Annotated in this window: 11 protein-coding genes; 3 read left to right on the forward strand and 8 right to left on the reverse strand. The window is 50.5% G+C overall.

What is annotated here, in order from left to right; genetic code table 11:
• Both GTGU_RS26020 and GTGU_RS24285 read left to right on the forward strand, forming a co-directional pair.
• On the forward strand, nucleotides 1-507 hold a 507-nt coding region (locus GTGU_RS26020), incomplete at its 5' end, for a phospholipase A2 family protein (protein WP_169741156.1).
• Nucleotides 507-1,190, forward strand: a complete 684-nt coding sequence (locus tag GTGU_RS24285; protein WP_072011898.1) for an ankyrin repeat domain-containing protein — start codon at nucleotides 507-509, stop codon at nucleotides 1,188-1,190. The genes GTGU_RS26020 and GTGU_RS24285, both read left to right, overlap by 1 nt.
• Before the next feature lie 243 nt (nucleotides 1,191-1,433).
• Here GTGU_RS24285 and GTGU_RS03430 read toward each other — a convergent pair whose 3' ends face one another.
• Together GTGU_RS03430 and GTGU_RS03435 are read right to left on the reverse strand one after the other, a co-directional pair.
• A complete protein-coding gene (locus GTGU_RS03430; RefSeq protein WP_038154248.1) occupies nucleotides 1,434-2,483 on the reverse strand; it encodes a YcjF family protein in 1,050 nt (349 codons plus the stop codon).
• Entirely contained in the window at nucleotides 2,480-3,877 is a 1,398-nt protein-coding gene (locus GTGU_RS03435) for a YcjX family GTP-binding protein (RefSeq protein ID WP_038154250.1), read from the reverse strand. Before GTGU_RS03435 ends, GTGU_RS03430 begins: the two co-directional genes overlap by 4 nt.
• Nucleotides 3,878-4,030: 153 nt before the next feature.
• On the opposite strand from GTGU_RS03435, the gene GTGU_RS03440 reads away from it, so the two are divergent.
• Nucleotides 4,031-5,041, forward strand: a complete 1,011-nt coding sequence (locus GTGU_RS03440) for a LacI family DNA-binding transcriptional regulator (RefSeq protein ID WP_038154251.1) — start codon at nucleotides 4,031-4,033, stop codon at nucleotides 5,039-5,041.
• Between the two features lie 35 nt (nucleotides 5,042-5,076).
• Here the strand turns inward: GTGU_RS03440 and GTGU_RS03445 are convergent, their stop codons facing one another.
• The 6 genes from GTGU_RS03445 to ycjR form a co-directional block, all read right to left on the reverse strand.
• Entirely contained in the window at nucleotides 5,077-5,991 is a 915-nt protein-coding gene (locus GTGU_RS03445) for an OmpG family monomeric porin (RefSeq protein ID WP_038154252.1), read from the reverse strand.
• 65 nt (nucleotides 5,992-6,056) lie between these two features.
• Nucleotides 6,057-7,139 carry an ABC transporter ATP-binding protein gene (locus GTGU_RS03450; RefSeq protein ID WP_038154253.1) on the reverse strand — a complete coding sequence of 361 codons (1,083 nt, stop codon included), beginning with the start codon at nucleotides 7,137-7,139 and terminating at the stop codon, nucleotides 6,057-6,059.
• A 10-nt stretch (nucleotides 7,140-7,149) separates the two neighbouring features.
• On the reverse strand, nucleotides 7,150-7,830 hold the full coding sequence (gene pgmB / locus GTGU_RS03455) for a beta-phosphoglucomutase (protein ID WP_038154254.1): 681 nt from the start codon (nucleotides 7,828-7,830) through the stop codon (nucleotides 7,150-7,152).
• On the reverse strand, nucleotides 7,820-10,099 hold the full coding sequence (locus GTGU_RS03460; protein ID WP_038154256.1) for a glycoside hydrolase family 65 protein: 2,280 nt from the start codon (nucleotides 10,097-10,099) through the stop codon (nucleotides 7,820-7,822). The genes pgmB and GTGU_RS03460 overlap by 11 nt, the downstream gene beginning before the upstream one ends.
• Entirely contained in the window at nucleotides 10,093-11,148 is a 1,056-nt protein-coding gene (ycjS, locus tag GTGU_RS03465; protein ID WP_038154258.1) for a D-glucoside 3-dehydrogenase, read from the reverse strand. The genes GTGU_RS03460 and ycjS overlap by 7 nt, the downstream gene beginning before the upstream one ends.
• A gap of 14 nt (nucleotides 11,149-11,162) precedes the next feature.
• On the reverse strand, nucleotides 11,163-11,768 hold a 606-nt coding region (gene ycjR, locus GTGU_RS03470; RefSeq protein ID WP_038154257.1), incomplete at its 5' end, for a 3-dehydro-D-guloside 4-epimerase.

Genomic DNA, 11,768 nt, shown 5'->3' on the forward strand with positions numbered 1-11,768 from the left:
TTACGTGGTGGGTGGAATCCATATGCTTATCCGCTAAACCCACTTAATTACGTTGATCCGCTTGGATTAGATATACAGAATGTATTAGGACCATTTGTTAATTCACCAGGAGTTAAGGCGGAATTGGAAAAATCAATGGAAAAATATTCTGAGGCGGAAAAACCAGTATCTATGAGACCGGATGGCAATCCATGGGGATATGGATGCGGTGATGACAAATCAGATTGGTATGTGCCCGATAGTTTGTTTGGTGCCAATTTCATGCCTGCTTGTAGAACCCATGATATTTGTTATGGCACCCCAGGCAGTAATAAAACATATTGTGACTCACAATTAGGAGATAACATAGTTTTAGCGTGTAATAAGACTTTAAAGGGCATTCCAGGTCTTGAAGAAACGCTTTCAAATTGTCATGCCGCTGCCGGTATTTATCAACTCGCCGTTGAACGAATGGGGGGCGATGCATTCAATGCCGCACAAAAAGAAGCAGGAATGGGAGAACAATAATGGCAATCATAAATAGAAGTATATTATCATTGATATCTTCACTATTTGTAGTAGTCATCTATCCATATGTTTCATTTGCGTATGAAAAGAACTTATCACTGAGTTCAGTTGCCAGTTTCCCATCAACGATAAATGAATTGAAAGATAGATGGTTTTTTTGTGATAAATGTTTGAGTAGTGCACGTTGTAGTTCTGATGATATTGAACAATGCAAAACAATTACATTGCCAGATAGAAATGAGGCATTAAATTTAGCTGTAGGAAGTGCAAATACCGAGGCGGTTTATTTTTTAGTCAATACTGCCAAGGCAGACGTTAATAGCCCCATGGGAGAATATAAGGAAACACCATTAATTGTCGCTAGTTATTATGGCACAAAAAAACATCAGAAAATAGCGAGCTTCTTAATTTCACATGGGGCAAATATTAATGCAACAGCAGTTCCTCCGATTGACACAGCTTTAATTACTGCCATTTGGAAAAACAATACTGAATTCGCAAAATTATTACTCAGGAATGGTGCTAATCCTTCAATGACAGTGTCCGAAAAAAAAGATGGTTATGTTTGCAAGTATGCGATACAGAAAAAACAAGCAGAAATCATTCCATATATTCCTAACTGTTGCGCCATCGTCGAACAAGAGCCCAACTGGACTCGTGAGACTGGATATTTATGTCCTTAGAGAGCGATTAATGACTGTATATGTTTTTATTAAAATAGCGACACATTGCCAACTATTATAATTTTCTAGTGTTTGTTTGAACAAGGGTCATATTTATATTAAATAAAAATGATAAATGAAAGTATTCTTTTGCTATTCATAATATGCAACGATGTATATGTAATATTTATTATCTAAAAAAGAGAACCAATATTTCGCGGCTGACTGCCCTTGCCCGTACAAGCGCAAGGGCCTGACGCCGCCTTACAACGGGCGTTTATTAATGGTTTCTTTGAGCTGACCTATCAGCTCCCGGCGAAAATCGCCGAGACGGGGTTTATCATTATCGATCCACGGCAATGGACGGCAAAGCTCCATCGCTTTAATCCCTAAACGCGCGGTGAGCAACCCGGCGCCAATCCCCTGTGCGGCGCGCGCTGAGAGACGAGCGGCAAGATCCTGTGACATCCAGTCCATACCGATTTCACGCACCAGTTCGCTGGCTCCGGCGAAGGCGATATTCAGAAGCACAAGACGGAAAAGGCGCAGGCGGCTGTAGTAGCCGAGTTCAATGCCGTACAGCGTGGCGATGCGGTTAATCAGCCGCAGATTGCGCCAGGCGATAAACGCCATATCCACCAGCGCCAGCGGGCTGACGGCGATCATCAGTGTGGATTCCGCCGCTGAGCGACTGATCTCCCGGCGCGCCTGCGCGTCCAGCACCGGTTGTACCAGATGCGCATACAGGCTCACCACTTCGCGGTCACTTTGTGTTTCATGAATGGCGGCATACCAGCGCTGCATTGCCGGATGGGCATGGTCGATACCTGCCTGTTGCGCCAGCTTCTCACAAAATGCGCGCCCTTTTCCGGTTCCGTGGCTTTGCATCAGGTCCCGGGCTTCGTCACGCTCCTGTGCGCGCTGGCGCAGCCGCCACAGTCGACGCCATTCCGTCGCGACTGACCCCACCCCTGCACCGATGATCAGCGCTCCGGCCGCGCAACCGCCGAGGGATATCCAGTCCTGCGTCTGCCAGGCGTTGACTGTCCACTGCACGCCCTGCGCCACGACACTGACGCCAAACAACGTCAGCCCGGCTGTCACCATGCGCCGCCAGAGGCTGCGTTTCGGGCGCAGTGCCGCTTCAACCACCGCTTCTGCGGTCCCTGCTTCAGGCAACATCTCTTCCGCCAGCGCTGGGGTAAATTTTTCCGCTTCTCCGGCCACAAACGTGTGGGCTGTTTTCAGCGAGGCTTCTTTTTCCACATCCAGCGGACCGACGAAGTCAATCCGCGGTTTTAACGGTTCGCTCATCGCAATTTATCTCCAATTAAAAACTCCAGCGCGGCATCGAGGCGAATGTGCGGCAACGGTTTGTCGACATCCATCACCTGCGGACGGAACGCTTCAAACTGAAAGCCCTGTTTTTCCCAGAACGCCTGCCCCGGCAGACGCGACGGGACTTCTCCGGGGTAGACCGTTAAAGGCTCCCCGTCGCTTAATCGGTGACCGCGTAACGCCGGTATTTTTTCTCCATTCACCTCAATCAGCCCGCTTTGCGTCGCCTGAATCGATGCCAGCCCAAGGCAATCCATACTGATCCCTTCAAAGGCGGCGTTTTGCCACGCATCCTGAATCAATTGCTGTAACAGCGAAACCATACTGGCATGCTGATCAACGGTAACGTGATCGGCTTTGGTCGCCGCAAACAGCAGCTTATCAATTACCGGGGAAAACAGGCGGCGGAACAGCGTGCGCTGGCCATAGTGGAAGCTCTGCATCAGTTGAGTCAGCGCCAGCCGCATGTCGTTAAACGCCTGTGGTCCGCTGTTGAGTGGCTGCAGACAATCCACCAGCACAATCTGCCGGTCAAAACGCAGGAAATAGTCACGATAAAACCCTTTCACCACTTTGTCGCAGTAATAGTTAAACCGCTCACGGAGCATTCCGGCGTTGGTGTGTTTCCCCGCCTGGGCGAGTTTCGCCTCGCCAGTCGCATCGACATCAGGCCACGGGAAAAACTGCAGCGCTGGCGCGCCTGCCATGTCGCCGGGCAGCACGAAGCGCCCCGGCTGAATGAAATGCATGCCCTGCTGTTTGCAGGTCTGCAGGTAATCCGTCCATGCGTCGGCAATCGCCGCCAGACGGTTTTCATCGGCAGGCGCCAGCGGATCTAACCCGTCACAGAGTTGCCTCCAGCGCGCGGACCACTCACCACGATGGCCCTGTAGCAACCCGACCATCTGCCGCGACCAGCCCAGATAGTCCTGCGCCAGCATCGGTAAATCGAGCAACCACTCGCCGGGGTAATCAACAATTTCGAGATACAGCGTGGAGGTGTCTTTGAAGTGACGCATCAGCGAATCATTAGAACGATAGCGCAGCGCAAGGCGTATTTCACTGACGCCCCGTGTCGGCGTCGGCCAGGTCGGCGGCGTGCCATACAGTTGTGCGATGCCTTCGTCATAAGTGAAGCGCGGAATGCCGAAATCCCGCTGTGGCACGCGCTTCACACCAAGCAGCCGCTCTTCACGAACGGCGCTGAGCAGTGGTAACCGTGCGCCGCTGTGAATGTTCAACAACTGGTTCACCATCGCGGTGATAAACGCCGTTTTTCCACTACGGCTCAGCCCGGTTACCGCCAGGCGCAGATGGCGATCCACCCCGCGGTTAACCAGAGCATTAAGTTCATTTTTCAGTCGCTTCATAGCCTTCCTCTATTGCCTGACGACTTCGATGATGTACCTCAGAATACAGTAGATTTGGGCTGAACGTTGATAATCAATCCTTAAACAGTGTCTTTGCTGATTTTTCTCAAGTAATATAATAGCTACTTCCGCCATGATGGAGTTCGCAAGGGTATGTCACCCACAATCTACGATATTGCGCGTGTTGCCGGTGTTTCTAAATCCACCGTGTCCAGGGTTCTGAATAAACAAACGAACATTTCTCCTGAAGCCCTCGAAAAAGTACAGAAAGCGATAGCGGCATTAAACTACCAACCCAATAAACTTGCGCGCGCTCTGACCTCATCGGGTTTTGATGCCATCATGGTTATTTCCACTCGCCCGGCGAAAACAACATCGGGGAACCCTTTTTTCTCTGAAGTACTTCACGCCATTACCACTAAAGCTGAAGCAGAAGGTTTTGATGTTATTTTGCAAACATCAAAAAACAGCGAAGATGATCTGAAAAAATGCGAAAGCAAAATTAAGCAGAAGATGATCAAAGGGATCATCATGCTCAGTTCGCCAGCTGATGAATCCTTTTTTACGCAACTGGATGCATACGCTATTCCGGTGGTAGTGATCGGTAAGGTTGAAGGACAGTATCAACATATTTATTCAGTCGATACGGATAACTTTCATGACAGTATTGCGCTTACCAATGCTTTAATTCAGCAAGGATATCGTAAAATTGCCTGTCTGCATGCGCCCCTTGATTATCATGTGTCTATTGATCGTCTCGCCGGGTACAAATTCAGTCTGGAAAAGCAGGGGATCCCACTAAACCCCAACTGGATGATTGATGGTGGCTATACACATGAAAGCGGACTGGAAGCCGCACGGCAATTATTATCTTCAGCAGAGCGACCAGATGCTGTATTTGCCACTGACAGTATGAAATTACTGAGCATTTATCGTGCAGCGCACGAATGTCATCTGAAAATACCTGCGCAATTAGTTGTAGCAGGTTACAGCGATCCGATGTTGTCGCTTATCTTAAACCCGCCGCCTACGGGTTTTGATATTCCTACCCGTGCGCTTGGTGAAGAGAGTTGTGATTTGCTTTTCAGGCGAATTGCCGGAAAACAGGTACCACAGCATGTTATCGTTGAAACCCACTTTTCGTCTGTTCCCGCCATTCTTTGACGCCAGGGGCCATACGGCCCCTGCGGTTATGCGTATCAAAACGCATAGTTTACGCCAACACCAACATAATGAAATTTATCCGACTTACCTTCATCATGATTTTCCCATTCATGCGCATATTCCAGAGAAGTCGATAGCCCGTTGCCGAAATCATAGGTATAGAGCAGGCCGATACGGTTGAAGTCATGCCCCTCGCGCTCAGGATCGTCCTGCCAGTCCCAGTTTGACCAACGGTCCAGGCCCAGCCGGGTATAGGGTGTTAATGTTGATGCCCCTAACACAACGGGTAAATAGGCACGGATTTCTTGCGTCGAGAATTCTCCCGTATTACGATTGCCGTCCATATTGAAACCGCGCTCTAAATAGTAATTCACTTTAAGCGACACTGTCTCATTAATGCTCCAGGTTACGCCGGTTTCCGTCTCGACCCGGCTGTCAGAATAACCTGTTTTATCAAGATCGTGACCAAACTGATACAGCGCCAGCCAACCGCTAAAACGCCAGTCATCAGCCAGTTTAAGATCCCAGTCAGGTTGTATTTTATAACGCTGCATGTTCGCGCTGCCTGTGTTCTTCCCGCTTTCATCTTCGAAATGATAGCTATAATTACGGAATCCCCCGGTTAACCCGAAGGTCACATTATCATTACCGATAAATTGATAACGTATTTCCAGCTCAGGGCGGTCAAAATAGGTGCCACGCGTCTTATCACTGTAATTGACAGGTCCCTCCTGATACATCGCGACCGAAATTCGCCATGCATCTTTGCTGGCGTTAAAATAAACAGAAGGCTCGAACAGTCCATCCTGATCTTCTCCTTGCCCTTCCACGTTTTCACTTTCAATCATCGCACCAACATTAAAATGCCAGGGACTGGTCATTTCTGTTGCCTGGACAGACACCGCCCCTGCGCATAATAATAGCGCAGTACCTCTTAGTAGAGTACGCATTAAAACATTCCTTATTAAGTGAGTAATTAAATGCCGGGAATAATCACTCCCGGCGGAACATCATATTATTGAATAGCTATTTCATTTGCGGCATCGAAGAAATGGCATTTGTGCATTTCAAATACCAGCGAAACAGCGTCTCCGGCACGATAATCCTGCGCCGTACCTGCACGGACAGTCATTTCATGCCCACCGACAGCGACGTACAGCATGAATTCTGCACCGGTAAGTTCCGCCACACTGATTTTCGCCGTAATATCTACTGCAGTATTCAGTGACGGCGTAATATCTTCCGGCCTAATACCTAAAATAACCGCTTTACGTTGATATCCCTTTGCATTTAGTACAGCGAGTTTATGCTCCGGTATTTTCAGGCGTAGTGTTTCAGTAACGAAATAATCTCCATCCACAGCACCACGAATAAAATTCATAGCCGGTGAGCCAATGAAACCGGCAACAAACATATTTGCCGGTTGGTGATAGACACATTTTGGCGTACCAACCTGTTGGATGATCCCGTCTTTCATGATGACGATCCGCGTCGCCATCGTCATGGCTTCCGTCTGGTCGTGCGTTACGTAAATCATTGTGGTCTTCAGCTTCTGATGAAGTTTGCTTATTTCGGCGCGCATTTGCACCCGAAGTTTGGCGTCGAGGTTAGACAACGGCTCATCCATCAGAAAGACACCAGCTTCACGAACTATTGCCCTGCCCAGTGCCACACGCTGACGTTGACCGCCTGACAGCGCGCCTGGTTTACGTTTCAGATATTCTCGCAGGCCCAATATTTGCGCCGCCCAGTTGACCCTTTCCTCAATGACAGCAGGAGCGATTTTTTGCATTTTCAGGCCAAACGCCATGTTGTCATAGACGGTCATGTGCGGATAAAGCGCATAGTTCTGAAATACCATGGCAATATTGCGCGCCTTCGCAGGCACATCATTCATGCGCACGCCATCAATAAGCAACTCGCCAGCGCTGATTGCCTCAAGGCCCGCAATCATGCGCAGCGTCGTGGATTTGCCACAGCCCGACGGACCGACAAAAACGATAAACTCCTTGTCAGCGATCTCGAGGTTGAAGTCCTTCACCACATGAATCTGATTGTCGTAGATTTTTTCGATATGTTTTAATGAGAGTTGAGCCATTATGGATTCCTTATCGTGCCCGGTCCGGTTGGTGTTTATCCACCCAGAATCCGGATAAACAACGCCAGGTCAGTTCCGTTGTCGAGGAGAGTTGCAAGTCTGCATGACGCAGATCGTCACCGATACCGACGGACAGCATGCCGGCCGCATTGATAGCGTCTATACCCGCCTGTGCGTCCTCAATACCAATTGCCTCTTGCGGCCTGACGCCAAGCCCCTGACAAGCCGCCAGAAAAATTGCCGGATCGGGTTTCGAGCGCGCTATCTGCGCTGCATCTGCGCAAAAATCAAAGGCTGCCCCCATATCCAGCGCGCTTAAAATGCGTGGTGCATTCAACGATACCGAGGCAAGACCTGTTTTCACGTTTGCCAGCCGGATATCGTGCAGTAACTGACGAATGCCTGGCAATAACGCGTCCCTGGTCAGCGACGCCAGCGATTGCACATACAGCGTATTTTTCCGCTGCGCCAGCGCCTGTTGTTGTTCGTTGTCAAAAGCGTTTTCTTTTCCGCCATGACACAGGATCCGCCGCAAAGACTCCATGCGGCTGATCCCCTTCAATCCGGCGTTAAACGTCTCATCAATATCGATACCCGCCTCGCCTGCGACCGTACGCCACGCGCGGAAATGGAGATGGGCTGTATCCGTGATAACACCATCAAGATCGAATATGACTGCTTTAAGATTCATTACTCCCCTCCATGGTAGCGGTCCCAATTTCAGTAACATTAAAATCCTTACGCTGCCAGCATTGCCGCCCTGATACGACAATCGGCTTTCCCCAGAGCATCAATGACACCGGTTCGTCGCTGTTAAGGGTGATCGTGTCGTTTTCAATGTCTACCTCCAGTTGCGCATTACGCCACGTCAACGGGAAGCGAATCCGCTGCCATGAGGTGGGTAATGCAGGATTCAACCGCAGTTCCCCGTCCGTCATATCCAGCCCTGCAAAGCCCTGAATGACGCCGGACCAGATGGCACCCGTAGCCGCAGCGTGGATCCCATCATCGCTGCTATGCGGATCGTCACCCAAATCAATCTTCACACCGTCACGCCAGAAACGATAGGCTGTGTCGATGTCACCACAGCGGGCAGCCACAATACCGTGAATGGCTTTACTGAGTGACGAATCATGAATGGTTCGGGGTTCGTAAAACGCAAGGTTTGCCCTGCACTGCTGAAGCGTAAAATGCGCTGGCAGGAGATAGTTGAGCATCACCACGTCCGCCTGTTTTAAGATCTGCATCTCGTTCACTTCTGCCCGTGAAAAATCCAGCAGAATCGTCTGCTTGCCTGCCTGCGCTTTGTAACGCTGTAAATCGATAACAGGTTTGCTCAGAAAAGTATCATCCTGAGCAATGACACCGTCCTCGTTGGCTTGCGGCAACCACAGCCGTTGCAGGAAGCGTTGCGCAGATGGCGTAAAACTCGTCTCCTGATGATTGAACATTTGCATAAATGCCAGCGCCTGCGAGACATTGTGCCAGGCCATATAGTTGGTATAAGCATTGTTATTGACATGCTCGGTATACTCATCCGGACCAATAACATCATGAATTTCCAGGCGACCGTTTACCTCAGTCGCGCGTCCCATCCAGAACGTTGCGGTCTCAATAAGCAGTGCCAACCCCTCTTTACGCATGAATGCCTCATCGTGGGTGGCGTGCCAGTAAGTCACCACCGCCCAGGCTATATCGGCGACAATATGATGTTCCGCCAGCGCGGAGGCGACTTTCTGCCTCAGACCACTACGGATATTGATAGCAGCAAACTCCGGCGTCTCCTCGTTACCACTCGCCGCACTCTCCCAGGGAAACAGCGCGCCAGGCCAGCCATGACGACGGGCTTTTTCGCGCGCACCTGCAAGGTTTAACCAGCGATAGCGCAGCAGATTACGGGCGGTTTCCGGATGGGTAAGCAGATGATAAGGCAACAGAAAAATTTCGGTATCCCAGAACACATGTCCTTTGTATCCTTCTCCCGTTAATCCTTTTGCGGCAATACTGCAATGTTCGTCATGCGCGGGGGTCATGGCTGTGAGGTGCCAGACAGCATAATCCAGCGCTTGTTGATCGTCCTTCTCTTCTGTATCGATGGTGACGCGGCTACGATGCCAGACGGTTTCCCATGCCTTCGTGTTTTGTTGCAGCAGTGCCTCATAGCCCTGAGCCACACAGTGTTCAAGGGCTACGATGGCTTTTTTAGCGAACGATTCCTGCGAAACCGTTTGTTCGTGTCGATGCGTTACCCAGACTATCTTTTCCAGAGTAACCGTTTCCCCCTGCGGCACCGCCAGGGAATGGTGGCAATTCAGCCGGCGGTTTCTGGCGGTAAAACAACGTTCACTTGCCGTCGAAAGCTGACAGAATGCAGAGATGACAACGTCTGCCGCGTTGTCCTGCGTCCGGTAGAGTCCCTGTAAAATATGCTCGCCATAGACCCGTACAGAAACTTCATCCAGATGTTGTCTGCCGCAGTTAGTCTGCGTCGCGTCAATACCAGTTGACAGATTAATTTGTGCCGGCGCATCGAGTGGTGTTACAGAAAACTGCAATCCCAGTAAAGACAGTTGATCCAGCGAAGCAAAACGACGGCTGTCAATTCGAAAGCGATTCCCTGCCGTCGAACGCCAGATCACACTCCGTCGCAGCTCTCCATCGGCAAAATTGAGTTCCCGTTGCCAGTTGACGATTTCCCCTGCAAGCAACGTAAAGATTTCTCCGTCAAGCTGTAATTCAATAGCCACGGTATCAGGTAGATTAACCAGTTCGTTGGTCTCATTTTTCCCTGCCCGATGGTAAAGCCCTGCAAGGTACATGCCCCGCGTTTGGCTGGTATAAGCCTCTTCATGGGTGCCCCGAACCCCCAAATAGCCGTTACCGCTGATCATCAGCGACGCGTATTTATTCAGGCTGTGCGGACAAAAAGCCGGATCGGTTAAAGTGGTGAGAGTCAGCATAATTCGACGCATTCTCCCTTCTCTGCCGCCTCATAGAGTGCTGCGACCAGACGCTGAATAACCAGTCCCTGTTCCGCATCAGCAATCATGACTGGTTCTCCCTGAATATGACGGACAAAGGCTTCCATACTGCGTAGATGGCGCTGGTCGTCAGCTTCTTCGCGTTGCAGCAAAGTATGTAAATCGCCATCAATATCTTCATAAATGTGTGCCGGAAACAACATACCTCCCGCCTTCTCACCACAAAATGTCACGTTCATGACTGACGCTTCACGAATATTCAGTGCAAAGGAGGTATCCAGCCGAAGAATGCCACCATTGTTGAATTCAATGGTTCCAAACAGCGCGTCCTCTACGGTATATGTCGTCGGGTCCCACTCGCCGAACTGACCTCGGTTTTTTTGGGTACCCAACCGCTGGAAGCTATGGGCGGTGACGCGCTTCACTGCCGGAAACCCCAGCACATACATCGCCGCATCCAACATATGAATACCGATATCAATCAGCGGTCCGCCGCCCTGCAACGTTTTGTTGGTAAAAACACCCCAGCCAGGTACACCACAACGACGCAGCGCCTGTGCCGTCGTGACATAAATTTCGCCTAAAGTCCCGTTGGTAAAAGCATCACGGAGTAATTGGGCATCACGCGAAAAGCGATGATGAAAATCATAGGCCAGTACTTTTCCGGCTTTCCGGGCCGCATCACGCATCTGCCCGGCCTGCTGCGGTGTCATGGCCGGCGGTTTTTCGCACATCACATGACAACCTGCCTCAAGCGCCGCCATGACATGTTCAAAATGAAAGCGATTGGGTGAGCAGACGCTGACAGCGTCAGGTTTGGCTTCCTGCAGCATTTGCGATACATCCTGATACGCTGCGGGTATAGCATGGCGTTGCGCAAAAGCCTGCGCATGAGGCAAATGGCAATCCATCACGGCAACCATCTGCACATCGTTGCGGGTGGCGTAATATGCTGCATGCACCGTGTCCGCCACCTGCCCCGCACCAATAATGGCGACGCGCAATGGCGACGTGTTTGTAGTACGCATTTCGTAATTCATCCTTAACACTCACGCAACCAGGACAGTGATTTCTGGTACGCCTGAGCCAGATCGTCGGCACGAACGCGACATTCGTAAACCACATATCCCTGATAGTCATCCGCGCGAAGCTGATTAAAAAGCGCAGCGAAATTCAGACTCCCACTGCCTGGTTGATAGCGGTGATTATCCGCGATGTGGACATGACCGAGCAGGTCGCGATGATCGTGTAACGCGGCAGCGATATCGTCTTCTTCGATATTCATATGGTAGAAATCGCCGATAATTTGTACGTGCCTGAGATGGTTTTCCTCGATATAGCGTCTGGCATCGGCAAGCGTGTTGATCATATGGTCCTGATAACGATTAAGCGGCTCCAGAAAGACAGTGGTGCCGGTTCTTGCAGCGACTTGGTCGAGCCACCGCAGCGAAGCACTCACCGCCTGGCGATCACCTTCTACACTTCGTGGGGAGGTCATAGGTGGCAGGCGGAAAGTAAACATCCCCCAGGCGGCAGGGACGATAATGCCCTTCCCACCCACTTCGCTCAGCGCTTCCAGGATCTGTTCTATCTGTGCAAGCCCTTTCAGGCGGCGCTCTTCGATGAAATCACCGATCCAGCCGTCATA

The organism is Trabulsiella guamensis ATCC 49490, assembly GCF_000734965.1.
Classification (GTDB): domain Bacteria; phylum Pseudomonadota; class Gammaproteobacteria; order Enterobacterales; family Enterobacteriaceae; genus Trabulsiella; species Trabulsiella guamensis.

Excerpts from the sequence above, each read along its gene's own strand:
- GTGU_RS24285 (WP_072011898.1), top strand. The coding sequence starts at position 507 with ATGGCAATCATAAATAGAAGTATATTATCATTGATATCTTCACTATTT.
- GTGU_RS03430 (WP_038154248.1), bottom strand. The coding sequence starts at position 2,483 with ATGAGCGAACCGTTAAAACCGCGGATTGACTTCGTCGGTCCGCTGGAT.
- GTGU_RS03435 (WP_038154250.1), bottom strand. The coding sequence starts at position 3,877 with ATGAAGCGACTGAAAAATGAACTTAATGCTCTGGTTAACCGCGGGGTG.
- GTGU_RS03440 (WP_038154251.1), top strand. The coding sequence starts at position 4,031 with ATGTCACCCACAATCTACGATATTGCGCGTGTTGCCGGTGTTTCTAAA.
- GTGU_RS03445 (WP_038154252.1), bottom strand. The coding sequence starts at position 5,991 with ATGCGTACTCTACTAAGAGGTACTGCGCTATTATTATGCGCAGGGGCG.
- GTGU_RS03450 (WP_038154253.1), bottom strand. The coding sequence starts at position 7,139 with ATGGCTCAACTCTCATTAAAACATATCGAAAAAATCTACGACAATCAG.
- pgmB (WP_038154254.1), bottom strand. The coding sequence starts at position 7,830 with ATGAATCTTAAAGCAGTCATATTCGATCTTGATGGTGTTATCACGGAT.
- GTGU_RS03460 (WP_038154256.1), bottom strand. The coding sequence starts at position 10,099 with ATGCTGACTCTCACCACTTTAACCGATCCGGCTTTTTGTCCGCACAGC.
- ycjS (WP_038154258.1), bottom strand. The coding sequence starts at position 11,148 with ATGCGTACTACAAACACGTCGCCATTGCGCGTCGCCATTATTGGTGCG.